Raw genomic sequence first — 23,068 nt, forward strand, 5'->3', positions numbered from 1 at the left:
ATCAGGCCTCCTCGAGAACGTCGGCGGCGGCCGCGGTGCCGAGGTACACCTGCTGCACCATCGGGTGGGCCTGAATCTCTTCGACGCTGCCGTCGGCGATGACCTTGCCGCGGGCCAGCACCGTCACGGAGGTCGCGAAGGCCCGCATGAAGTCCATGTCGTGCTCGACGACCACGACGGTGCGCTCGGCGCCGATGCGTCGCAACAGGTTCCCGGTCTCTTCGCGTTCCTCGTGGCTCATGCCGGCCACGGGCTCGTCGAGCAGGAGGACGTCGGCGTCCTGCACCAGCAGCATGCCGATCTCGAGCCACTGCTTCTGGCCGTGCGGCAGGATGCCGGCCTTGCAGTCGCGCAGGTCGGTCAGGCCGATCGTAGCGAGGGCTTCCTCGATCTGCGGCAGGACATTTCTGCGGCGGCGGAGCAGTGTCAGCGCGGATCGTCCGGCGCCGGCGGCGATGTCGAGGTTCTGCAGGACCGTGAGGTCCTCGAACACCGACGCGGTCTGGAAGGTGCGTCCAACGCCCGAGCGGGCGATCTTGTGGACCTTCTGCCCCAGCAGTTCGACACCGGACTTGGTGACCGAACCGGTGGCCGGCACCAGGCCGGTGACGGCGTCCACCAGCGTGGTCTTGCCGGCGCCGTTGGGCCCGATGAGGAAGCGTAGATCGCCCTGGAACAGCGTCAGGTCGACGCCGTCGACGGCGGTGAAGCCGTCGAATGTGACCCGCAGATCGCGAATCTCGAGGTACTGGCTGGACATTCCGGCGTTGCCGCCGAGGGTGGGCTGGGGTTCGGTCATCGTGCGACCTCCAGTTCGCGGGCGGACTCGGGTTCGCTTTCGAGGGGAGCGGCGCGCCGGCGCCGTCCGAAGAGCTTGGCCAACCCCGCGATGCCGGCCGGGAAGAAGCCGATGACGACGATGAACAGCAGGCCCTGCGCGTACGTCCACGCCGACGGAAAGTTCTCCGACAGGGTGGTCTGTGCCCACGCGACACCGATCGCGCCGAGCACCGGCCCGAGCAGGGTGGTGCGGCCACCGATCGCCACCCCGATGAGGAACGCGATCGAGGGGACGATGCCCACATCGGCGGGGGAGATGATGCCGACGATCGGCACGAACAGTGCGCCCGCGATGCCGGCGAAGAACGCGGCGACCGTGTAGGCCACGACCTTGATGTTCGCGGGGTCGTAGCCCAGGAACCGGACCCGCTCCTCCTGATCGCGGACCGCGACCAGGAGCTCACCGTAGCGGGAGTTCATCAACTGCCGGGTCGCGGCGACGACGAGCAGCAGTACGGCGGCTGCGATGAAGAACAACATCCGCTTGTTCGCCGGATCGGACAGATTGAAGCCGAAGAACGTGCGGAACCGATTGAGGCCGTTGGATCCACCGATCGACTGCTGGCCGATGAGCAGGATCGCGAACGCCGCCGCGAGCGCCTGCGACAGGATTGCGAAGTACGCGCCCTTGACCCGGCGCTTGAACACGCCGAGGCCGAGCAGGAACGCGACGAATGCGGGAACGAGCAGGATCGCGGCGATGGTCGTGAACGGATCCGCGAACGGCGTCCAGTAGGAGGGGAGTTCGCGGATGCCGGCGATCTGCATGAAGTCCGGCACCGAGTCCCCGCGCAGTTCCGCGTCGGCGATCTTGAGATGCATCGCCATGATGTAGGCGCCGAGGCCGAAGAACACACCCTGTCCGAGGGTGAGCATTCCTCCACGGCCCCAAGCTAATCCGATGCCGACCGCGACTATCGCGAAGCACAGGAACTTGGCCAGGAGATTGAGCCGGAAGTCCGACAGCATGGCCGGTGCGACTCCGAAGAGGACGACCGCGGCGACGGCGAATCCCACCCACACCCGGTAGCGACTGAGCACGGTCATACCAGGCTCCTTGTCTTGGCGACGAACAGTCCCTGCGGGCGGACCTGCAGGAAGATGACGATGAGCACGAACACGATCACCTTGGCGATCGACGCCGTGGTCGAGTACTCGATGAACGAGTTCAGAATGCCGAGCGCGAAGGCCGCGACCACGGCACCCGACAGCCGGCCCAGGCCACCGATCACGACCACGAGGAATGCGTCGATCAGGTACGACTGGCCGATGGTCGGGCTCGTCGACCCGATCAGCGTGAGCGCGACACCGGCGACGCCGGCCAAACCGGAGCCGATGAAGAATGTCGTCACATCGGTTCGGCGCGACGAGATTCCGCTGGTCTCCGCAAGGTCGCGGTTCTGCACGACGGCCCGGATGCGGCGACCCATCGAGGTCTTCGCCAGTGCGAAGGACAGCACCGCGACCGCGACGATCGCGAGCACCAGGATGAAGATGCGGGTCTTCGGCACCACGGCGCCGAGGATCTCCACGCCGCCGGTGAGCCACGTGGGTGCGACGACGTTGACGGCGGGCGCACCGAAGATGTCCCGGGCCAGCTGCTGGAGTACCAGTCCCACACCGAAAGTCACCAGCAGGGTGTCCAGCGGCCGGTGGTACATCCGCCGGATCAAGGTGGCCTCGAGCAGCACGCCCATCAGGCCGCCCACCACGAAGCCCACCACCAGGGAGATCAGCAGCGACGCCCCGGCGCTCGAAACGACCTGCTGCACCACGTACGCGGTGTACGAGCCGGCCATGATGAATTCGCCGTGGGCCATGTTGATCACGCCCATCTGGCCGAAGGTCAGCGACAGGCCCAGTGCCGCCAACAACAGGATCGACCCGATGCTCAGGCCGGTGAACAGCTGCCCGATAACGACATCCATCGGTGCCCGCCCTTCCTCGTCGTTGTTCGTGAGCTAGCTACCCGAGCCGGACAGGTCCTTCGCCCAGTCGTAGCTCTCGAGGTACGGGTCCGGCTGGATCGGGCCGTCGGACTCCCACACGGTGTAGATCAGGCCGTCGCCGCGGATCTCGCCGATGCGCGCGGTCTTGGTGATGTGGTGGTTGTCGCCGTCGATGGTCACCAGGCCCTCCGGTGCCTGGAAGCTGACACCGTCGGCCGCGGCCTGGACGTCGGCCACCGCGAACGAATCGGCCTTCTCGACGGTGTTCTTCCACAAGTACACCGACGTGTAGGCGGCCTCCATCGGATCCGACGTCGGCTTGTTCGCTCCGTACTTCGCCTTGTATGCGTCGACGAACTTCTTGTTCTCGGGCGAGTCGACGGTCTGGTAGTAGTTCCAGGCGGTGAGCTGACCGGTCACGTTCTGCGCACCGATGCCGCCCACCTCCTCCTCGGCGATCGACACCGAGACCACCGGCATGTCAGCGGCTTTCAGACCCACATTGGCGTACTCGCGGAAGAACGCGACGTTCGAATCACCGTTGAGGGTGTTGAAGACGGCGTCGGCGTCGGCGGTGCGGACCTTGTTGACGATCGTCGAGAAGTCGGTGGAACCGAGCGGCGTGTAGTCCTCGCCCTTGATCTCGATGCCGTTGGCGGCCGCGTACGCCTTGATGATCCGGTTGGCGGTCTGCGGGAAGACGTAGTCGCTGCCCACCAGGTACAGCGACTTGACGCCCTTCTCCTTCAGGTAGTCCAGCGCGGGAACGATCTGCTGGTTGGTGGTCGCGCCGGTGTAGAAGATGTTGGGGGAGTCCTCGAGGCCCTCGTACTGCACGGGGTAGTACAGCAGCGCATTGTTGTCCTCGAACACCGGCAGCATCGCCTTGCGGCTCGACGACGTCCAACCACCGAAAACGGCTGCGACACAGTCGCTGCTGATGAGCTTCTCGGCCTTCTCTGCGAACACCGTCGGCTCGGACGCGCCGTCCTCGGCGACGACCTGGATCTTCTTGCCGAGCACGCCGCCGGCGTTGTTGATCTCCTCGACCGCGAGGGCGATGGAGTCGCGGACGGTGACCTCGCTGATCGCCATCGTGCCGGACAGCGAGTTGAGCGAACCGACCTTGATCGTGTCGCCCGACGTGTCGACGCAGGACGCGGTGGACGTCGTACCGGCGGCCGAGGTGTCCGACGCCTTGCTGCCGCAGGCGGTGAGAACCAGGCCGAGGGCCGCGAGTGCGGCCGGGGCGGTGAGAGCACGCTTCGAGAACGTGGGCATGAACGAGCCTTTCCGTCGAGAGGAATGACGCTGAGCTGCGGAGAGGTACGTATACGACGCTGTATCCGTGATTCGAGACAGTAGGCGGAAGTTGTTGCGCCGGAATGTCTGTGGATCACGAGTTCGTGTCGCGTATTACGTACGCATGAACAGGAGCTCACGCGGCCTCGACGGACGAGACCCGACTATCGGGAAAGGTGCTGGTGGATCAGAGGATCGTGTACGGCGACACCGAGCTGCGGTGCTCGTTGATGTCGAGTTCCTTGCCCAGGGGAGGGAAGGCCCGCTGCGGGCAGTTCATCCGCTCGCACACACGGCAGCCGGCACCGATCGGGGTGGCGGTGCTGCCACCGAGATCGAGACCGTCGGCGTAGACCACCCGCGGCGCGTGCCGCAGCTCGCATCCCAGACCGATCGCGAACGTCTTGCCGGGCTGCCCGTACCGCTGCGCGCGGCGCTCGACGGTGCGCGCCACCCACAGGTAGTTGCGGCCGTCCGGCATCTGCGCGATCTGCGTCATGATCTTGCCGGGGTACGCGAACGTCTCGTACACGTTCCACAGCGGGCACGTGCCGCCGCTGGACGAGAAGTGGAAACCGGTGGCGGACTGACGCTTCGACATGTTGCCGGCGCGGTCGACTCGGACGAACGACCACGGCACGCCCCGCTGCTTCGGGCGCTGCAGCGTCGACAGCCGGTGACAGATCGTCTCGTAGCTGATCGCGTAGAACGCCGACAGCCGCTCGATGTCGTACCGGAAGTCCTCCGCGATCTCGTGGAACTGGCCGTACGGCAGCACCGTGGCCGCCGCGAAGTAGTTGGCGAGGCCGAGCATCGCGAGCGAGCGGGCCTCGTCGGAGGTGAAGTTGCCCTCGTCCACCAGCCGGCGGAGCAGATCGCCGCACTCGAGGTAGGCGAGCTCGGTCGCGAACTTGAACACCTGCTGCCCACCCGACAGCGCGGGCGAGATCTCGAGCACCCGGGTCTCCGGGTCGTAGCGGTGCAGCACGTTCTCGCCGAGATCGATGCGGCGGACGATCTGGACGTCGTGCAGGTTCTCGAGCCGCCGGGCGATCCCGTCGGCGATGTCGCCGCGGTGGAAGCGCAGGCGCGCGGTGAGGTCCTCCGCGGCGGTGTCGAGGTCGTGGATGTAGTTCTGCCGCTGATAGAAGTAGTCGCGCACTTCCTCGTGCGGCATCGTGATCGACCCGCTGCCGCTGCCGTCGCTGAACCGGTCCTCGGTGGCCGCGGCCAACTGCGCCGACGTGTTCCGGAAGCGGCGGTGCATGTTCACCATCGCCTTGGCCAGACCCGGATGCGACGACACCATCTCCGCGATCTCCTGCGCATCGGCGTCGATGCCCATGTCCTTGTCGAGAGCCACCTCGCGCAGCTCGGCGATCAACCGGGTGTCGTCCTGCGACGAGAAGAACGTGGTGTCGACCCCGAACACCTCACTGATCCGCAACAGCACCGGCACGGTCAGCGGGCGCACGTCGTGCTCGATCTGGTTGAGGTAGCTGGCCGAGATGTCCAGCGTCTTGGCGAGGGCGGCCTGGCTCAGGCCACGCTCGGTGCGGAGCTGTCGCAGCCGGGCGCCGACGAAGGTCTTGGACATGCTCGCCAGCGTACGAGCGCCCTGCTAACCGTGCAAAGGCTCGGCTTAGCATCGGCACGCCGAGAGGTGTTCACGGACGAAACGAACAACAGACCGAACATGACGTTTCAGGCACAAGCCTTGACATCTCGGTGACGGTGGCAAAAGCTTGGCGACAGTCATTGATCGATTGTGTAAAGCATTGGTTGCTAGGCAGTTTGGGGCGAGCGGTGGGGGCTCGCGCGTCCCGAGCGCACGGACGTGGGCGCCCTCCGCAGGGCGGGAGCCCCCGGTTCACGCTCGCCCTCCGCACCGGGCGTGGGCCGTTCTCTGCTGCAGTGTCGCCGGTCGGCCCCGCGTCGGCCCGGCATTCGACCAGGAACCGCCAGAGGCCACGATGATCTTCACCTCCAAGCGCCGAGCTCGCGTCGGACTTCGCGCTTCGACACTCCTCCCGTCCAGTGACGCCGTGGAATCCGGTTCCGTGGCGTCGGGGTCCGTGGAGCCGTCGGACGCGGTCGGCCCCGTCGAGGTGGCGGCAGCGCCGGACGACGAGACCGCCGGGCCGGCGACGGAGGCCGACGCGGTAGCCGTGGCCGCCCGCTGGCTCGTCCTCACGACAGACGTGAGCCGGGGATTCGCCCGCGCGCTCCTGCCCGAGCCCTTCGCGGTCGCGGATCGGCCCCAACTGGCGGTGTGGATCGTCGAACCACTGTCCGCGGACTCGGACGCCGTGGGTGTTCCGGTCGGTCGGTTGTTCGCCGGGATGTCGTGCAACTGTCTGTTGCCGGGAGAGCAGGACGAGAGCGCGTACACGTCGGACTTCCTCGTCGGCGCCCCCATCGAGGAGGGCGACCGCGACCCGTTCTCTCTGCCGGACCTACCGCACACGGCGCTGAGCCTGGTGAACGGCGTCGGCGGGATGGGCTTCTCCATCCCCCCGGTCGACGGCGTCGGCAGGGGAGTGGTGGGCCACGTCGAGCTGGCCGAATGCGACGGCGAACAGGTACAGCTCACCCCCGACTGGCTCGCGTGTCAGTCGTGGCGGGAGGACGTCGTGAGCGGCTCGGGGACCGGTGCGGAGATGCCGACACTGGTCCACACCCAGTGGGAGGTCACGCGGCTGTCGCCGATCGTCACGGGTTCCGCGGTCATCGAGTGTGCCGAGTTCGGCTCCCATGCCTACGACCTGTCCGGGTCGACGGCTGCCCTCGACGCGCGGTACGGCTTCGCGCGCGTGGCCATTCTCGGCCGGCAGTAGCGCCGCCGACGCGGCTACCCGCGAGGCCCGAAGTATCTGTGACGCCGATTCCCGACCGTTCCGGTGTACGGAACGCTGTCCGATTCCTGTGATTGCCCTCACAAGCCTGCGAACGGTTCGGTGAGGGCGCTGTCCGGTTCGGGTGTCCGACGTGTCCAACTTCACCTCTCGGGGTCCTGTCCGGTTTTCGCGCTAACCCCGAGGTGAGGGCCTACTTGCGGGTAACTTTCATTGCTACTGATCGGTAACCCAAGCAACTGCTTGGCTCTATGAAAATTAGCAAGCTTTGCAGATTGAAATGAAAAGCTAGCGAAGATTGGCATTAGCAACAGGTAGACGGCGGTTTTCGGCTGTGCCATTCTCGGTTCGTACATCCGAACGGCCTGGCAACGATGTGAAGCAGTACATCCGTACCGGTCGAAGCAGCAGACAAGAAGTGGAGCTTTCGATGTCGACCACCGGCACCCCGAGGACCGCAGAAGAGATCCAGAAGGATTGGGACACCAACCCCCGCTGGAAGGGCGTCACGCGCAACTACACGGCCGAGCAGGTCGTCAAGCTGCAGGGCACCGTGGTCGAAGAGGCCACCCTCGCTCGTCGCGGCTCCGAGATCCTCTGGGATCTCGTCAACAACGAGGACTACATCAACTCGCTCGGTGCGCTCACCGGCAACCAGGCCGTCCAGCAGGTCCGCGCGGGCCTCAAGGCCATCTACCTCTCCGGCTGGCAGGTCGCCGGCGACGCCAACCTCTCCGGCCACACCTACCCGGACCAGTCGCTGTACCCGGCGAACTCGGTTCCGCAGGTCGTCCGCCGCATCAACAACGCGCTGCTGCGCGCCGACGAGATCGCCAAGGTCGAAGGTGACACCTCCGTCGACAACTGGCTCGCTCCGATCGTCGCCGACGGTGAGGCCGGCTTCGGTGGCGCCCTCAACGTCTACGAGCTGCAGAAGGCCATGATCGCGGCCGGTGTCGCCGGTTCGCACTGGGAGGACCAGCTCGCGTCGGAGAAGAAGTGCGGCCACCTCGGTGGCAAGGTGCTCATCCCGACCCAGCAGCACATCCGCACCCTCACCTCCGCGCGTCTGGCCGCCGACGTCGCCGACGTCCCGACGGTCGTCATCGCCCGCACCGACGCCGAGGCCGCCACGCTGCTGACCTCCGACGTCGACGAGCGTGACCGCGAGTTCCTCGACGGCACCCGCACCGCCGAGGGCTTCTACGGCGTCAAGAACGGCATCGAGCCCTGCATCGCCCGCGCCAAGGCCTACGCCCCGTACTCCGACCTCATCTGGATGGAGACCGGTGTGCCGGACCTCGAGGTCGCCAAGAAGTTCGCCGAGGCCGTCCGCAGCGAGTTCCCGGACCAGCTGCTGGCGTACAACTGCTCGCCGTCCTTCAACTGGAAGGCGCACCTGGACGACGCGACCATCGCGAAGTTCCAGAAGGAGCTCGGCGCGATGGGCTTCAAGTTCCAGTTCATCACCCTGGCCGGCTTCCACTCGCTCAACTACGGCATGTTCGACCTGGCGCACGGCTACGCCCGCGAGGGCATGACCGCCTTCGTCGACCTGCAGGAGCGCGAGTTCAAGGCTGCCGAGGAGCGCGGCTTCACCGCCATCAAGCACCAGCGTGAGGTCGGCGCCGGCTACTTCGACAGCATCGCCACCACCGTCGACCCCAACACCTCGACGGCAGCCCTCAAGGGCTCCACCGAAGAGGGCCAGTTCCACTAGGCCTCTCGACCTCTCGGGAGGGATCGGCGGGGTGTCCTCCACGTCGATCCCTCCCGGGGACCCGACCTCCACTTCCGAAAAAGGAGCTGACGTGACCAGCGAAAAGATTCAGCGCGTCGGCGTGATCGGCGCCGGCATCATGGGTTCCGGAATCGCCGAGGTGTGCGCCCGTGCACACGTCGACGTGCTGGTGTACGAGCCGAGCCGCGAACTCGCGGCAGCAGGACGCTCGCGCATCCTGCGCTCGCTCGACCGTGGCGTGAGCAGCGGCAAGATCACCGAACGCGAGCGGGAGCAGGCCGCCTGGCGGCTGCGCTTCACCTCCGACCTCGGCGACTTCGCCGACCGGCAGCTCGTAGTGGAGGCCGTCGTCGAGGACGAGAAGATCAAGAGCGAGATCTTCGCCGAACTCGACTCGATCGTCACGGATCCGGACGCGGTGCTCGCATCGAACACGTCCTCGATCCCGATCATGAAGCTGGGGATTGCGACGAGTGCGCCGGAACGCGTCATCGGCATGCACTTCTTCAACCCCGTTCCCGTCCTCCCGCTCGTGGAACTGGTCACCACGCTCAAGACCAGCCCCGCGGTGTCGGCACGAGCGGAGGCGTTCGCGAGCGAGCTGCTCGGCAAGCAGGTCGTGCGGTCTGCGGACCGGTCCGGCTTCGTCGTCAACGCGTTGCTCGTGCCGTACCTGCTCTCCGCGATCCGCATGGTGGAGTCGGGCTTCGCCACCAAGGAAGATGTCGACAAGGCGATGGTGCTCGGATGTGCGCACCCGATGGGTCCGCTCGCGCTGACCGATCTGGTGGGACTTGACACCGTCAAGTCGATCGCCGACTCGATGTACGAGGAGTTCAAGGAGCCGCTGTACTCGGCCCCGCCACTGCTGCTGCGGATGGTCGAGGCAGGGCTCGTCGGCAAGAAGTCGGGCGCCGGCTTCTACGAATACGCCGACAACGGCCGTGTCACGAAGAAGGCAAGCTGAACAAGCGCTCCGCACCCGTGCGCCTTTTTGGTAGCTCCCGCTACCGGAAAGGCGCACGGGCGGCGTAGCCGCCTACGAAAGGTCGATCCGCATGTCCGCCGCAAACACCGCCGGGTACGGATCCAGCGTCCTCGGATACCCCCGCATCGGGCCCCGCCGTGAACTCAAGCGAGCTCTCGAGGCCTACTGGCACGGCACCGGCTCCAAGGCCGAACTCGTCTCCGTCGCAAGGGAACTGCAGGAGCAGACCTGGAGCGAGCTGGCTGCCACCGGGTTGACCCAGGTCCCCGGCAACACGTTCTCCTACTACGACCACGTGCTCGACAACGCGCTGCTGTTCGGCGCGGTCCCCGAGCGGTTCGCTCCGCTCGAGGGTGAGCTGGACCCGCTCGACTTCTACTTCACGATGGCTCGCGGCCGGCCCGACTTCCCGCCGCTCGAGCTGGTGCGCTTCTTCGGCACCAACTACCACTACCGGCAGCCCGAACTGTCGGAGAACACGACGTTCGAGCTGCATTCGGAGACGCTGCTCGACGAGTTCGAGCGCGCCAAGGCCCGCGGCATCGAGCTGCGCCCGGTGGTCCTCGGCCCACTCTCGCTGCTGCTGCTGTCGAAGATCGCGCCCGATTCCACCGCAGAGGGTTTCGCGCCCCTCGACCTCCTCGACCGGCTGCTGCCCGAGTACGAGAAGCTGTTCGCGCAGCTGGCCAAGGCCGGCGCGACGTGTGTCCAGCTGGACGAGCCGTGTTTCACCGAGGACCGGACCGCGGATGAGCTCGCCGCTCTCGGCCGCGCGTACGACAAGCTCGCCCACGCGCCGCTGCGTCCGCGCATCCTCGTCACCGGCCCGTACGGGTCGCTGGGGGAGGCCCTGCCGATCCTGGCCGCGACACCTGTCGAGGCGCTGGGTCTGGACCTGATCAACGGGCGCATCACCGCCGAGGAACTGGCGAAGGTGCCGGGTATTCGCCGCAAGCGCATCTATGCGGGCATCGTCGACGGCCGCAACGTGTGGCGTGTCGACCGGTTCAACACCCTGACGTACCTCAACCAGATCAAGGACGTCACCCCCGATCTGGTCGTCTCGACGTCGTGCTCACTGCTGCACGTCCCGTACGACGTGCTCATGGAGTACGACATGCCCGGCGACGTCGCCGACCGGCTCGCCTTCGCGAAACAGAAGGTGGGCGAAGTGGTCTCGCTCGCGAAGGCCCTCACCGAGGGGCCGTCGGAGCGGTGGCGCAAGAAGCCGACGTCGGTGCACTTCAAGCAGAAGCACGACGTCCGCGCCCGGGTCAACGCGATCAAGCCGGAGCATCGCGTCCGCGCCCCGTACGAGGAGCGCCGGATCGCGCAGCAGGCACGCCTGAACCTGCCGCCCGTGCCCGCGACCACGCTGGGCTCGTTCCCGCAGACCGACGAGATCCGCCAGGCCCGTTACGAACTGGGTGAAGGACGCCTCGACTGGGACGAGTACTACAAGCGGATCCAGGACGAGATCGCCAAGACGATCGCGCTGCAGGAGGACATCGGCCTGGACGTGTTCGTCCACGGCGAGCACGAGCGCAACGACATGGTGCAGTACTTCGCCGAACTGCTCGAGGGCTACGCGTTCACCCACAACGGTTGGGTGCAGGCGTACGGCTCACGGTGCACCCGTCCGCCGGTGCTGTACGGCGACGTCCGTCGTCCGAAGCCGATGACGGTCGAATGGATCACGTACGCTCAGTCCCTGACCGACAAGCCGGTCAAGGGCATGCTCACCGGACCGGTCACGATGCTGGCACGCTCGTTCGTGCGCCAGGACCAGCCGCTGCACGAGACCGCCGACCAGTTGGCGCTGGCCATCCGGGACGAGATCGCCGATCTCGAGGCCGCCGGTATCGCGATCATCCAGGTCGACGAGCCGGCCGTCCGGGAACTGTTGCCGCTGCGGGAGACCGGGCGCAAGGAGTACCTGGACTGGGCCGTCGACGCTTTCCGTCTCGCGACGGGCGGCGCCAAGCCGGCGACCCAGATCCACACGCACCTGACCTACTCCGGTCAGCGGTCCGTCGTGGACGCGATCGAACGACTCGACGCCGACGTCACGGCGATCGTCGCGACCCGGTCGATCAGCTGGGTGCTCGAGGCCATCAAGGAGAAGGCGCTCACGCACGGCGTCGGACCCGGTGTGTACGAGAGCCGTTCGGCCCGGATCCCCGACATCGACGAACTCGACGCGCTGCTCACCGAGGCCGCCGAATCCGTGGATCTCGACCGGCTGTGGGCCAACCCCGACGGCGGGCTCAAGACCCGCCACTACTGGCAGCTCGAGCCGTCGCTGCGCAACCTCGTGGCTGCGGCTCGGCGTTTGCGGCGGCGTGCCGCGCAGGGGTAGGCACGCCGACCCTTGCAGCACACCGGGAGCGGATCGTCTGCGGATCCGCTCCCGGTGTGCTGTGTTCGGAAGGTCCTAGGAGCTTCCGGAGCTGCCCGACGAACTCGTCTCGATCGGACCGTCGGGCACCTCGGCGCCCGCCGAGCCCGGGCGGTTGATCTTGACCGTGACCGGTCCGCTGCCGTCGGCGACTACGGTGACGATCCGGGCGCCGGGCGCGGACGTGACCTGTCCGCCGTCGACCTGCACCGCGTATCCGTCCGGGTAGTGCAGATCCGACACGAAGATCTCGGTGGGCCGCGTCGCCGCCCGCGGTGTGAAGCGGTACGCGAAGTCACCGTTGTCGGCGTCGAAGGTCATCCGCCCGGGCTCACCGGCCGTGGCCTGTGGATATGTGCGTACGAGCTGACGTCCCACCTCGCCGAGGAACGGGTCGGTGGCGTTGCCGGCACCGAAATGCCAGTACTGCCAACCGATGAAGCGTTCGTCGGCACGCGCGAGCGTGTTCTTCAGAACCGTCGGATCACCGTCGCCGAACTCGGTGATCACGGTCGGGACATTCGCGCGCTCGGTGATCGCGTCGATGTTCGACCACGTGAGGTCCTGCTGCGGAACACACAACCCGCGCAGCGCTTGCGGCAGTCCGAGATAGATGGCGAGCTGACTGGGGATGCAGTAGTCGTGCGGCGCGAAGACGACGTCGGCGGTGGTGAGGGCGGGTGTGACGGGTGGAGCGAACAGATTCGACGGCATCATCTGGTTCCATGTGACGTTGGGCTCCCAGTACACCGGAATCGTCGGGTTCTGTGCGCGAACGGCGTCGGTCAGTTTCTGCATCGCGGCCTGGTACGTGCGGTCGAAATCCGGGCACCCGTTCGGGAAGCACGAGAGGAACCGCGACCCGGGCCACGGCTCGTTCAACAGCTCGATCCCCATCACGCCCGGTTTGCCCTCCACGCGCTCGGCCAGTGCGCCGAGCGCGGTGCCGAGATGGTCGAGCGCGCCGTGCGTGTTGCCCCACACCTCGTCCCAGCCCGCGTTGAGGCTCGGCATCAGGTAGTAGAGCGGGAACCCGGGGTTCGGTTCCCACTCGCGGGGTCGGGACTCGATGGCCCACTCGGGAAAGCCGTTGCCACCCCATGCCTTCGAGAGACCGTCCTGGTGGTTGTCGAGCAGGACGTGGATCCCGCGGGCGGTGAGGGCGTCGACCACGCCGGTGAGCCGGTCGAGGTACGCCTCGTCGATCTGCCCGCGTTGCGGCATCAACGCGTCGAACGAGGTGCCCAGACGGACCGTGTTGAAGCCGTGCCGGACCAGGATGTCGATGTCCTGCGGTGTGAGCGTCTCACCCGCGGGCAGGTAGGGCGCATCCTTGTCGACATTGTTGACGCCGTGCAGAAGTACGGTGCGTCCGTAGCCGTCGACGAGGTGGGTGCCGTCGGCCTGCAGCGTGGTGATCGGCGTGGGCGGTGGCGCCGCGGAAGCGGTCGTGGACGACAGGACGGCTGAGCACGCTGCGATCGCCGCAGCGAATGCGACAACGGTTTTGCGCATTCGATCCCTCGGTTCGCGTCGGATGGTCCCAGCGGATATGGACACATGTTCAGTTGTCGGGGATGGTAAGGCGGATCGCGATCCGCGCGGAGCGTTTCGGGGGAAACGGTCCATTTCTCCGGTGCAGGTCAGTCCTGGTTCTTTGCGCGTACTCGCCGGTAACGGGTAGGCATGGGGGATGCTTACCGCTTCCGCCTACGCGGCGAACTCCGCCGACGCCCCTCTCGAGAAGACCACCATCGAACGCCGCGAGGTCGGGCCGCGCGACGTCCTGATCGAGATCAAGTACGCCGGCATCTGCCATTCCGACATCCACACCGCCCGCAACGAGTGGGGCGGCACCAGTTACCCGGTCGTGCCGGGCCACGAGATCGCCGGCGTCGTCGCGCAGGTCGGGTCCGAGGTCACCAGGCACGCCGTCGGGGACCGCGTGGGCGTCGGCTGCTTCGTCGACTCCTGCCGCACGTGCGCCAGCTGCGAAGCCGGCGAGGAGCAGTACTGCGAGAACGGCGTCGTCGACACCTACAACACCGTCGGGCGGGACGGAAAGCGCACGGCTGGTGGGTATTCCACGCACGTCGTCGTGGACGAGGACTTCGTCCTGTCGATCCCGGACGGTCTCGAACTGGATGTCGCGGCGCCGCTGCTGTGCGCCGGCATCACGCTGTACTCGCCGCTCGCGCACTGGGGCGCCGGCCCCGGCAAGAAGGTCGCGATCGTCGGTATGGGCGGACTGGGCCACGTCGGCGTGAAGATCGCGCACGCGATGGGCGCCGAGGTCACCGTGCTCAGCCAGTCGCTGAGCAAGAAGGACGACGGCCTGCGCTTCGGCGCCGACCACTACTACGCGACCGCCGACAAGGAGACCTTCAAGGCGCTGCGCGGGAAGTTCGACCTGATCCTCAACACCGTGTCGGTGAACCTCGACATGGACCGCTACCTGTCGATGCTCGCGATCGACGGCACGCTGGTCGAGCTCGGCCTGCCCGAGAACCCGATCAGTGTCCGCGGATTCTCGCTGCTCAAGAATCGTCGCAGCCTGGCCGGGTCGCTGGTCGGTGGCATCGCGCAGACGCAGGAGATGCTGGATTTCTGCGCGCAGCACGGTATCGGCGCGGAGATCGAGGTGATCCCCGCCGACCGGATCAACGAGGCCTACGACCGCGTCGTCGCCAGCGACGTGCGCTACCGCTTCGTGATCGACGCCTCGACCTTCTGACGGGCGCCGCTCCCGTCCTGACCTCCCGCGGATGCGATCGCTTCCGCGGGAGGGCTTTCGGGAGCGGCATCGACCGGTCGGTTTCTCGCGCAGCGCGTTCGGGCGGCGTAGCGTCGAAGCACGGACCTCTATGCCGACACGGAGGAGGGACAGCGAATGACTCTCAACGACTTCGCTGGGTGGGCCGGGTACGGACTGGCCCTGACGGGCATCGCGGCGGCCGGGCTGTTCCTGGTCGCGGCGGGCGGAGGCTTCGCCGGGTGGGCGGTCATCGCGGGACTGGCCTCACTGGCCCTGCTGTCCGGGTCCGCCGCGATCTTCGGCGGCGTCACCCGACACGATCAGAAGATGCACCACAGCACCCCTCACATGCTCTGACGGCACGCGCTCGTCACGACAGTGCCAACCGCTCCTTCTCGACCTCGATGTCGAACTCGGCCGGAGGCCAGTCGAGGTCGAGCCGCCGCAGTGCGTCTACCAGTAGTTCGGTGACGGCAATGCGGCTGTACCACTTGCGATCACACGGGACCACGTACCACGGTGCGTGCTCCGTCGACGTCTTGTCGAGCATCGCCTGGTAGGCCTCCTGGTACTGCGGCCACAACTTGCGCTCGGTGACGTCCCCGGGGTTGTACTTCCAGAACTTGTCGCGGCGCTCGAGTCGCTCGGCCAGCCGGCGCTTCTGTTCGTCCAGCGACACGAACATCGCGACCTTCACGATGGTGGTGCCGTTGTGGACCAGTTCGCGTTCGAACTGGTTGATCTCCTCGTAGCGACCGGCCCACACGTCGGGCGGGACCAGATTGTGCACCCGCACCACCAGCACGTCCTCGTAGTGCGAGCGGTCGAACACCCCCAACTGACCGCCGCGAGGCAGTGCCTTGTTGATCCGCCACAGGTAGTGGTGGCGCTTCTCCTCGGGCGTCGGGACCCCGAACGCGGCGTGGTCGACGCCCTGGGGATCGACGTGGCCGATGACGTGCCGGACCATGCCGCCCTTCCCGGCGGTGTCCATGCCCTGCAGGATCAGCAGTACCGAACGCTTGTCTCCCGAGCGGCCGTTGGCGTACAGCTTCTCCTGCAGCGACGACAGCACCGCGCCGCGCTCCTCGAGCATGCGCTCGCCGTCGGCCTTGTTCCCGGTGAACCCCGGCGTGGCGCGGGGGTCGATCTCGGAGACCCGGGTGTGCGGTCCTGCGCGGAGCGCTTCGACGGCGGGGGTGGTCCACAGGTCACTCGCGTCCGCAGGCATGGACCGAACTGTGCCACAACGACTGCCACAGAGGGTGGATTCAGCGGTCCGAACGCCAGCGTTCCTCGGCGACGCCGAGTTCCGTGGCAGGCGCGTCGCCGTACACCCACTCGCGGCCGATGCGGTGCCAGTTGGCGCTCGCGTCGAGCTGACCCAGGACGCCGAAGGTGAGGAAATCGGCGCGGCGCGAGAAAAGGTGCTCGGGCGGCAGGTTCTGGCTCTTCATGCCCGAGAACTCCGACGCCCGCGGATCGATCGCCAGGAGGAACCCGGTGCTCGCCATCTCCGGGGTGATGGCGATCTCCTCGTCCACCAGATTCCACTCGGCGGCCGCGTACACGTACTCGAGGCACTCGTCGGGCGTGACGTCGGCGTCCGGCGCGATGACACCGCGGCGCACCATCAGCGCGTAGAGATCGTCTCTGCGCCCCTCCGTCGCGGCGCGCAGGCACTGCTTCTCGAACTCGACGTGTTCGGCGTCCATGCGGTTGAACAGTCCGAAGTCGACGAACGCGACCCGGCCGTCGGTGCCGAGCAGCACGTTCCCGGGATGCGGATCGCCGCAGAACTCGTGGTACCGGTACAGCGACCCGATGTAGAAGCGGAAGATGATCTCGCCGATGCGGTTTCGCTCGTCCTGCGGGAGCGCGCAGATACTCGTGAACGGAGATCCCTCGAAGAACTCGCTCACGAGCACCCGCCGCGTGCTCAGCTCCGGGATGCTGTCCGGTACCGCGACGAACGGATGGCCCGTATACAGCTGCGCGATCGCGTGCTGCGTGCGCGCCTCGCGCTCGTAGTCGAGTTCGCCCTCGAAGTTCAGCCGCAATTCGTTGAGCAGCGCGGGCGTCGACAGCGTCGGAACCGTCGACTTCCACACCTTGAGGAACATCGTCAGATTCTTCATGTCGGCGCGGATCGCGGCGTCGATCCCCGGATACTGCACCTTGACCGCGACGTCCCGGCCGTCGTGCAGGCGGGCGCGGTACACCTGACCGATGGACGCGGCCGCGACGGGTGCGGGATCGAACTCGGCGAACACGTCGGAGGCCGGACGGCCGTAGTCGGCCTCGATCACCCGGCGCATGGTCTCGAACGGTGCGGTGGGAGCCTGGTCCCGCAGTGCGGCGAGCTTGCGCTGGAACTCCTCGCGATGAGCCTCCGGCACCAGGTCGAGATCGAGGATCGAGAGCATCTGCCCGAGTTTCATCGCGACGCCCTTCATGCTGCCCAGCACCGTCACGAGCTGGTCGGCGGCCGCCAGCACCGAATTCTCGGCGATCCGCGCACGGACCTCCTCGGAGCGCCCGACCATCGACACGCGCGTGCCGGCGTTGCGGATCACGCGGCCCGCCGCGACCTGCCCGAGCTTCGAACCCCGGACGAGGCGGGACGTGGGAACCTTGTCGGCCAACTGGACCTCCGGATGCGAGAAGCGACAAGGGACTGCTGCAACGTGTGTTCGGTGGCGACGTGCCACACGTCACACTAGAGCAGTCCCTCGGTGTCCTCCATGACGGGAAACGGTGGCCGGGTGAGTCCGTCGACCATGTGGCTGCCCCACAGGTCCAGCCCGCTCACGCGGGCGGTGCCACTGCCCTCTGACGTCGTGATCGTCAGGTCGGTGCCGACGGGCGCCGCGTCCTCGCCGAGAGCGTGCGTCAGTTCGCGGACACGTCCCCGCCACACGAACCGACCGCTGATCGGCTCGAAGTTGCCCGACAGTTCGACGTCGACGATCACCGGGGGGCGCTGCCCGACGACCACGTGGGCCGGCCCGCGGTAGCCGTCCGGCTCGTCGTGGTCGTGCCCGTCCGCGTCGTCCGTGAAGTGAGTCACACGACAACGATACCTGTTACCGCTGGTAACACAAGAGGGGTCAGGCGTCCCCGGGCGCCCCGTCCGACTCGGTCGCCTTCTCCAGCAGCGGATGCGGAACCGACTTGAAGCGGGCCGGTGAACCGCTGGACGCCGCGATACCGGAGATTCCGCCCCACGTCATCATCACCAGGTAGTCGATGAGGTCGTCCGTCGACATCGACTTGTTGGAGATCCACCAGTGCGTCGCGAGCTGCACCGCGCCGACGACGCCGTACGCCCACGGCACCGAGCCGCCCGAGTCCATGCCCATGTTCCGCAGCCGCTCGCCGAGCACGGTCGCGAGCAGTTCCGCGATCATCCGCTCGGAATCGGCCACGACGTCCCGGTTCGGGCCCGCGCTGTTGGCCATCACGTACAGGTAGACGTCCGGGTCGGCCGCGACCGTCTCGACGTAGGCCGAGATCGCGACGCGCGTGAGGTCGTACTCGTCGAGATCCTCGCCGATGACCGCGTACATCCGCGGCGCCAGGATGGTCTCGACGTAGCGCATCATCGTCGCGCTCGTGAGGTCGTTCTTGTCGGTGAAGTACCGGTACAGCACCGTCTTGGAGACGCCGATCTCCGACGCGATGTCGTCCATGCCGATGTCGCGGCCCCGCGCACGGATGGCCGCGATCGTGCCGTCGACGAGTTCCTCGCGGCGGGCGATCTTGTGTTCGCGCCAGCGCCGCTTGCGCCCGTCGGGCTTCCCGGTCTCGGGTCGGCTGTCTTCGGTTGTCTGCAGATCTGCGCTTTGCTTCGGCACTACGTTTCGCCACATCCGTTCGAGGTTGAACCAGAAGGCCAGCTTAATGGGCGGGTGCGCCGGAGGTGATCTCTATCTCGGCAGCCGGGCCCGGTATCCGGGCACAATGTCGGTGTGCAGCCCGTCCAGTCAGCTCAGCCGCCCGCCCCGGCCCGGCCGCGCCCGGCGCAGCCGCAGCCGCCGTCGCCGTCGTCGTTCGCGGGCGTCTTCGACGATCGCGAGAAGCGTCGCGACCTACGGAAGATGAAGCTCGTCGCGACCGGATTCCTCGTGTTCGCGACCGTCGTCTACCTCTTCTGTCGGTGGCAGGAGACGCGGGGAGCGGGCGCGTGGGTCGGTTACGTGCGGGCCGCATCGGAGGCCGGCATGGTGGGTGCACTCGCCGACTGGTTCGCGGTGACGGCGCTGTTCCGGCATCCGCTCGGGCTGAAGATCCCGCACACCGCGATCATCAAGCGCAAGAAGGACCAGCTCGGCGAGAGCCTCAGCAACTTCGTCGGCGACAACTTCCTCGCACCCGACGTGGTGTCCGCCAAGGTCGCGAACGCACAGATCCCTCTCCGGGTCGGAACGTGGATGGCCGAACCCGAGCACGCGCAGCGGGTGGCCGCGGAGACCGCGACGCTGCTGCGTGGCGTGGTCGAGGTCCTCAACGACGAGGACGTCACCGCGATCATCGACAACACGATCGTCCGACGGATCGCCGAACCCGACTGGGGTCCGCCGATCGGCAAGGTCCTCGCCGAGCTGCTGCGCGAGAATCGCCAGCTGCCGCTGCTGGACCTGCTCGCCGAGCGGGCGCACCAGTGGGCGCTGAACAGTCAGGAGACCATCGACCGCATCATCAGCCGGGACTCGCCGTCGTGGTCGCCCAAGTTCGTCGACGCGATGCTCGGCGAGAAGATCTACCGCGAACTCGTCGAGTTCACGTGGAAGGTGCGTTCGAATCCCGAGCACGAGGTGCGTCTGGCGGCCAACCGGTTCCTGATCGACTTCGCCGACGACCTGCAGAACGACCCCGCCACCATCGCCAAGGCCGAGTCCATCAAGGCCGAGATCATGGGCCGCGAGGAGATCACCGGACTCGCCGCGGCCACCTGGAAGGTCGCCAAGCGACTCGTCATGGAGTCGGTCGACGACCCGAACAGCACCCTGCGCCGCAAGGTCGCCGAGAACGTCGTCGCGTTCGGCGAACGCCTGCGCGACGACGACGAGATGCGCGCGAAGGTCGACGGCTGGCTGCTGTCGGGCACGCGCTACGTCGCCGAGAACTACACGGACGAGATCACCGCCGTCATCACCGAGACCGTCGAGCGCTGGGACGCCGAGGAGGCGAGCCGCAAGATCGAACTGCAGGTCGGTCGCGATCTGCAGTTCATCCGGATCAACGGCACCGTCGTCGGAGCCCTCGCGGGCCTTGCGATCTACACGATTTCGCAGCTCATGTTCGCCTGATCTGCGTCTTTCGCCTTCGGTGCCGACAAGTGCTAGCAAAGTGCTTGCAATAGTTAGCACCCTGTTCTACCGTGGGATTTGCGTACAGAACAGGGAGTACTGATGGTCGACGAGCCCGACGACATGAGCAGTGCCGCCCGAGTGGTCGCAGGGGCCGCTCAGGACATCGGCAGCTTCATCCGCTCACAGCGTGAGGCCGCACAGGTTTCGTTACGGCAGCTCGCGCAACTCGCCGGCGTCAGCAATCCCTATCTGAGTCAGATCGAACGCGGACTCCGCAAGCCGTCCGCCGACGTCCTCGCTCAGATCGCGAAGGGTCTGCGGGTGTCGTCGGAGGTCCTGTACGTGCAGGCCGGGATCCTCGAGCAACGCCCGCACAGCCCGGTCCGGGACGCGCTGCTGGCCGACGGTGCCATCACCGAACGGCAGAAGCAGGTGCTTCTCGAGATCTACGAGTCGTTCCGCCGTGAGAACGACCCGCACCAGTCCGAATCCGCCGATCAGGCCGACGCCTCGGACGAAGAAGAGCACGAGATCGCAGATCCACCTCGACAGGAGATCCGAGAATGACCGATCCGAAGATCGTCGAAAACATCAAGACCCCGTTCTACGCTGCCGTCGGCACCGGTGACCTGGTGGTCCAGGCCGTCGCCGACGTCGTGTCCCAGGTGCGTGCCCGCGCCGAGAACACCAACACCGACGTGTCCGGCCGCATCGACGAGGCCCGGGAACGCTGGGCCAACCTCCCCACCGAGGTGTCGGAGGGCGTCGAGCAGCTCCGCGAGCGTCTCGCCGCGCTGCCGTCCGAGCTGCCCGAGGAGCTCGCCGAGTTGCGCGAGCGGTTCACCCCCGAGGAGCTGCGCAAGGTCGCCGAGGCGTACCTGAAGGTCGCCTCCGACCTGTACGTCGCACTCGCCGAGCGCGGCGAGGAGGCTGTCGAGCGTATCCGTAAGCAGCCGGCTGTCGAGGAGCAGTTGGGGCGCGCCGAGGCCGTGTTCGGTGACGCCGTCGAGCTCACCGAGGAGGCGCTGGGCACGGTGGCGCGTCAGACGCGTGAACTCGGTGAGCAGGCCGCCAAGCTCGCCGGACGCGCGGCCGGACGCATCAGTGACGTCGCCGACGAGGCCGCCGTGGTTCTCTCCGAGACCAGTGACACCGTCGCGAACCGTCTGTCCGAGACCGGTGACTCGGTCGCCAGCCGCGTCGTCGACGCCGGTGAGCGGGCCGAGGCCACGTCCGAGGCCGCCGCCGAGCGTGTCGAGGCCGCCGCCAACAAGGCTCCGGCCCCGAAGCCGGCCACCCCGACCGCTCCGGCCAAGAAGGCTGCGCCTGCCAAGGCTCCCGCGGCCAAGGCCACCCCGGCGCCCGCTGCCAAGAAGGCTGCTCCGGCCAAGAAGGCGCCCGCCAAGAAGCCCACCAACTGATCGGACACCGATCGCGTACCACCATCGGGGATCGGCCCCCGCGCACTTCGTTGCGCGGGGGCCTGCGCGCATCTCCGCCCGATTCGTAGGATGGAAACGTGTTCAACATTCACGGCGTCACCGGACTGATCCTCTTCGCGCTGCAGCTCCTGGCTCTCGCCGGCGCGGTCTTCGCGATCTTCCATGCGGCGCGTCAGCGTAAGGACGCGTTCACCGCCGTGGACAAGCTGAGCAAGCCGATCTGGCTGGGCATCCTCATCGCGTCGCTGCTCGTGGTGTTCCTGTTCGGTGCCGTGCACATGCTCGGCATCATCGCCGTCGTCGCGATCTGCGTGTACCTCGTGGACGTCCGCCCGCGGGTGGACGACATCCAGCGCGGCCCGCGCTGGTAGCTGCCCCGGCCTGGCCTGCACGGGTCGGCGGCTGCATCTGTTCACGAACAGTTACAGATAAACCTTGACAATGCTCGTTGTGACGATGCTATCGTCGACATATGCCTGAAATTGGGCATGACCTGCATGAACACCAGTCGAGCAGGAGTTGACGATGTCCATCATCCATCGCGAAGCAGTCGAGGTACCTCCGTCCCGGCACATGCGGGTGGGCGACCGTCAGGACACCGCCGAGCGTCTGCTCGCCTCCGCCGCCCGCAAGTCGTACGACCCGCTGGTCGAGGTCGACTGGGCGGCGCCCATCCCCGACGATCTCTACGGCATGACCCCCGAGTGGTGCAGCCTCTACGGCACCGAACTGTGGGACCGGATGACCGACGAGCAGCGGATCACGCTCACCAAGCACGAGGCCGCGAGCGTCGCCGGCACCGGCATCTGGTTCGAGATGATCCTCATGCAGATGCTGCTGCGCGACATCTATTCGCACGACCCGGCCACCCCGCACGTCCAGTTCGCGCTCAACGAGATCGCCGACGAGTGCCGGCACTCCACGATGTTCGCCCGCTCGGCGCAACGCTTCGGGATCCCGTCGTACCGGCCCAAGCGGTGGATCCGCAACACCGCCCGGCTGTTCAAGTCGACCGCGTCCGGCTCGCTCGCGTACGGCGGAACGCTGTTCGCCGAGGAGATCCTCGACATGATGCAGCGCGACTTCATGCGGGACGTCCGCGTCCAGCCGCTCACCCGCACGGTCAGCAAGATCCATGTGCTCGAAGAAGCCCGGCACATCAAGTTCGCGCGTGAGGAGACGGTGCGCCGTGTCCGGTCGCTGTCCCGCGCCAAGCTTGCGTACCAGCGGCTGGTGCTCGGCGTCACGGCGTACTTCATCGTCACGTGCCTCGTGAACGAGCAGGTGTACGCCGCCGCCGGGCTCGACGTCGAAGAGGCCAAGCGGGCGGCGCGAAGCAACGTCCACTACCACGAGATGATCCGTGAGGGCTCCCGCAAGACCGTCGAATTCCTCGACGAATGCGGGCTGATCGGAGGCCCGTCCAAGGCCCTTCTGCGCCGGGCGCACGTCATCTAGTGCCCACACTCTCCGCGATAGAATT

At 67.0% G+C, this 23,068-nt stretch carries 21 protein-coding genes; 11 read left to right on the forward strand and 10 right to left on the reverse strand.

Features of this window, described 5'->3' with window-relative positions; all coding sequences use genetic code 11:
* Position 1 precedes the first annotated feature (1 nt).
* From urtD to ramB, 5 genes are all read right to left on the reverse strand, one after another.
* Positions 2-799 (reverse strand): urea ABC transporter ATP-binding protein UrtD, encoded by a 798-nt coding sequence (urtD, locus tag PSS76_RS05385; RefSeq protein WP_005517997.1) that lies wholly within the window; start codon positions 797-799, stop codon positions 2-4.
* Positions 796-1,887, reverse strand: a complete 1,092-nt coding sequence (gene urtC, locus PSS76_RS05390; protein ID WP_005517998.1) for an urea ABC transporter permease subunit UrtC — start codon at positions 1,885-1,887, stop codon at positions 796-798. Before urtC ends, urtD begins: the two co-directional genes overlap by 4 nt.
* Complete coding sequence (gene urtB / locus PSS76_RS05395; protein ID WP_005517999.1) at positions 1,884-2,768, reverse strand: urea ABC transporter permease subunit UrtB; 885 nt, start codon at positions 2,766-2,768, stop codon at positions 1,884-1,886. The genes urtC and urtB overlap by 4 nt, the downstream gene beginning before the upstream one ends.
* 33 nt (positions 2,769-2,801) lie before the next feature.
* Positions 2,802-4,070, reverse strand: coding sequence for an urea ABC transporter substrate-binding protein (gene urtA / locus PSS76_RS05400; protein WP_013417041.1), 1,269 nt, complete (start codon positions 4,068-4,070; stop codon positions 2,802-2,804).
* A gap of 208 nt (positions 4,071-4,278) precedes the next feature.
* Positions 4,279-5,688 carry an acetate metabolism transcriptional regulator RamB gene (ramB, locus tag PSS76_RS05405; RefSeq protein WP_005518001.1) on the reverse strand — a complete coding sequence of 470 codons (1,410 nt, stop codon included), beginning with the start codon at positions 5,686-5,688 and terminating at the stop codon, positions 4,279-4,281.
* A 448-nt stretch (positions 5,689-6,136) separates the two neighbouring features.
* Here ramB and PSS76_RS05410 point away from each other — a divergent pair, with 448 nt between their 5' ends.
* From PSS76_RS05410 to metE, 4 genes are all read left to right on the forward strand, one after another.
* Complete coding sequence (locus tag PSS76_RS05410) at positions 6,137-6,928, forward strand: hypothetical protein (RefSeq protein WP_064078845.1); 792 nt, start codon at positions 6,137-6,139, stop codon at positions 6,926-6,928.
* 448 nt (positions 6,929-7,376) lie between these two features.
* Positions 7,377-8,666, forward strand: coding sequence for an isocitrate lyase (aceA, locus tag PSS76_RS05415; protein ID WP_005518003.1), 1,290 nt, complete (start codon positions 7,377-7,379; stop codon positions 8,664-8,666).
* 91 nt (positions 8,667-8,757) lie between these two features.
* Positions 8,758-9,654: a 3-hydroxybutyryl-CoA dehydrogenase gene (locus PSS76_RS05420; protein WP_005518004.1), complete on the forward strand. Its 897-nt coding sequence runs from the start codon at positions 8,758-8,760 to the stop codon at positions 9,652-9,654.
* A gap of 91 nt (positions 9,655-9,745) precedes the next feature.
* Complete coding sequence (gene metE / locus PSS76_RS05425) at positions 9,746-12,034, forward strand: 5-methyltetrahydropteroyltriglutamate--homocysteine S-methyltransferase (RefSeq protein ID WP_005518005.1); 2,289 nt, start codon at positions 9,746-9,748, stop codon at positions 12,032-12,034.
* A 75-nt stretch (positions 12,035-12,109) separates the two neighbouring features.
* Here metE and PSS76_RS05430 read toward each other — a convergent pair whose 3' ends face one another.
* Positions 12,110-13,588, reverse strand: a complete 1,479-nt coding sequence (locus tag PSS76_RS05430) for an endoglycoceramidase I (protein ID WP_064058397.1) — start codon at positions 13,586-13,588, stop codon at positions 12,110-12,112.
* Between the two features lie 178 nt (positions 13,589-13,766).
* On the opposite strand from PSS76_RS05430, the gene PSS76_RS05435 reads away from it, so the two are divergent.
* Together PSS76_RS05435 and PSS76_RS05440 are read left to right on the forward strand one after the other, a co-directional pair.
* Positions 13,767-14,807: an NAD(P)-dependent alcohol dehydrogenase gene (locus PSS76_RS05435; protein ID WP_064058396.1), complete on the forward strand. Its 1,041-nt coding sequence runs from the start codon at positions 13,767-13,769 to the stop codon at positions 14,805-14,807.
* Between the two features lie 156 nt (positions 14,808-14,963).
* The gene (locus PSS76_RS05440) at positions 14,964-15,185 is read left to right on the forward strand and encodes a hypothetical protein (protein WP_005518008.1); all 222 of its coding nucleotides are present in this window, start codon (positions 14,964-14,966) and stop codon (positions 15,183-15,185) included.
* A gap of 13 nt (positions 15,186-15,198) precedes the next feature.
* Here PSS76_RS05440 and PSS76_RS05445 read toward each other — a convergent pair whose 3' ends face one another.
* From PSS76_RS05445 to PSS76_RS05460, 4 genes are all read right to left on the reverse strand, one after another.
* On the reverse strand, positions 15,199-16,059 hold the full coding sequence (locus tag PSS76_RS05445) for a polyphosphate kinase 2 family protein (RefSeq protein ID WP_064078828.1): 861 nt from the start codon (positions 16,057-16,059) through the stop codon (positions 15,199-15,201).
* Between the two features lie 40 nt (positions 16,060-16,099).
* The gene (locus PSS76_RS05450) at positions 16,100-17,473 is read right to left on the reverse strand and encodes an ABC1 kinase family protein (RefSeq protein WP_064078829.1); all 1,374 of its coding nucleotides are present in this window, start codon (positions 17,471-17,473) and stop codon (positions 16,100-16,102) included.
* A 74-nt stretch (positions 17,474-17,547) separates the two neighbouring features.
* Positions 17,548-17,898 (reverse strand): DUF4873 domain-containing protein, encoded by a 351-nt coding sequence (locus PSS76_RS05455; protein ID WP_005518011.1) that lies wholly within the window; start codon positions 17,896-17,898, stop codon positions 17,548-17,550.
* A gap of 40 nt (positions 17,899-17,938) precedes the next feature.
* Positions 17,939-18,700, reverse strand: a complete 762-nt coding sequence (locus PSS76_RS05460; RefSeq protein WP_005518012.1) for a TetR/AcrR family transcriptional regulator — start codon at positions 18,698-18,700, stop codon at positions 17,939-17,941.
* Between the two features lie 228 nt (positions 18,701-18,928).
* Here PSS76_RS05460 and PSS76_RS05465 point away from each other — a divergent pair, with 228 nt between their 5' ends.
* From PSS76_RS05465 to PSS76_RS05485, 5 genes are all read left to right on the forward strand, one after another.
* Positions 18,929-20,140 (forward strand): DUF445 domain-containing protein, encoded by a 1,212-nt coding sequence (locus PSS76_RS05465; RefSeq protein ID WP_172504604.1) that lies wholly within the window; start codon positions 18,929-18,931, stop codon positions 20,138-20,140.
* 102 nt (positions 20,141-20,242) lie between these two features.
* Positions 20,243-20,710 carry a helix-turn-helix domain-containing protein gene (locus tag PSS76_RS05470; RefSeq protein ID WP_005518014.1) on the forward strand — a complete coding sequence of 156 codons (468 nt, stop codon included), beginning with the start codon at positions 20,243-20,245 and terminating at the stop codon, positions 20,708-20,710.
* Entirely contained in the window at positions 20,707-21,564 is an 858-nt protein-coding gene (locus tag PSS76_RS05475) for a hypothetical protein (RefSeq protein ID WP_005518015.1), read from the forward strand. The genes PSS76_RS05470 and PSS76_RS05475 overlap by 4 nt, the downstream gene beginning before the upstream one ends.
* Positions 21,565-21,662: 98 nt before the next feature.
* Entirely contained in the window at positions 21,663-21,956 is a 294-nt protein-coding gene (locus PSS76_RS05480; RefSeq protein ID WP_005518016.1) for a DUF2516 family protein, read from the forward strand.
* A gap of 154 nt (positions 21,957-22,110) precedes the next feature.
* Entirely contained in the window at positions 22,111-23,043 is a 933-nt protein-coding gene (locus PSS76_RS05485) for an AurF N-oxygenase family protein (protein ID WP_013417036.1), read from the forward strand.
* Positions 23,044-23,068: the final 25 nt, after the last annotated feature.

The sequence above is a fragment of the Prescottella sp. D32 genome (assembly GCF_037287305.1).
GTDB classification, from domain to species: domain Bacteria; phylum Actinomycetota; class Actinomycetes; order Mycobacteriales; family Mycobacteriaceae; genus Prescottella; species Prescottella equi.

What these genes read in the sequence shown, in the direction of transcription:
- urtD (WP_005517997.1), bottom strand. Translation starts at nt 799, where the DNA reads ATGACCGAACCCCAGCCCACCCTCGGCGGCAACGCCGGAATGTCCAGC.
- urtC (WP_005517998.1), bottom strand. Translation starts at nt 1,887, where the DNA reads ATGACCGTGCTCAGTCGCTACCGGGTGTGGGTGGGATTCGCCGTCGCC.
- urtB (WP_005517999.1), bottom strand. Translation starts at nt 2,768, where the DNA reads ATGGATGTCGTTATCGGGCAGCTGTTCACCGGCCTGAGCATCGGGTCG.
- urtA (WP_013417041.1), bottom strand. Translation starts at nt 4,070, where the DNA reads ATGCCCACGTTCTCGAAGCGTGCTCTCACCGCCCCGGCCGCACTCGCG.
- ramB (WP_005518001.1), bottom strand. Translation starts at nt 5,688, where the DNA reads ATGTCCAAGACCTTCGTCGGCGCCCGGCTGCGACAGCTCCGCACCGAG.
- aceA (WP_005518003.1), top strand. Translation starts at nt 7,377, where the DNA reads ATGTCGACCACCGGCACCCCGAGGACCGCAGAAGAGATCCAGAAGGAT.
- metE (WP_005518005.1), top strand. Translation starts at nt 9,746, where the DNA reads ATGTCCGCCGCAAACACCGCCGGGTACGGATCCAGCGTCCTCGGATAC.
- PSS76_RS05430 (WP_064058397.1), bottom strand. Translation starts at nt 13,588, where the DNA reads ATGCGCAAAACCGTTGTCGCATTCGCTGCGGCGATCGCAGCGTGCTCA.
- PSS76_RS05435 (WP_064058396.1), top strand. Translation starts at nt 13,767, where the DNA reads ATGCTTACCGCTTCCGCCTACGCGGCGAACTCCGCCGACGCCCCTCTC.
- PSS76_RS05440 (WP_005518008.1), top strand. Translation starts at nt 14,964, where the DNA reads ATGACTCTCAACGACTTCGCTGGGTGGGCCGGGTACGGACTGGCCCTG.
- PSS76_RS05445 (WP_064078828.1), bottom strand. Translation starts at nt 16,059, where the DNA reads ATGCCTGCGGACGCGAGTGACCTGTGGACCACCCCCGCCGTCGAAGCG.
- PSS76_RS05460 (WP_005518012.1), bottom strand. Translation starts at nt 18,700, where the DNA reads ATGTGGCGAAACGTAGTGCCGAAGCAAAGCGCAGATCTGCAGACAACC.
- PSS76_RS05465 (WP_172504604.1), top strand. Translation starts at nt 18,929, where the DNA reads ATGAAGCTCGTCGCGACCGGATTCCTCGTGTTCGCGACCGTCGTCTAC.
- PSS76_RS05470 (WP_005518014.1), top strand. Translation starts at nt 20,243, where the DNA reads ATGGTCGACGAGCCCGACGACATGAGCAGTGCCGCCCGAGTGGTCGCA.
- PSS76_RS05475 (WP_005518015.1), top strand. Translation starts at nt 20,707, where the DNA reads ATGACCGATCCGAAGATCGTCGAAAACATCAAGACCCCGTTCTACGCT.
- PSS76_RS05485 (WP_013417036.1), top strand. Translation starts at nt 22,111, where the DNA reads ATGTCCATCATCCATCGCGAAGCAGTCGAGGTACCTCCGTCCCGGCAC.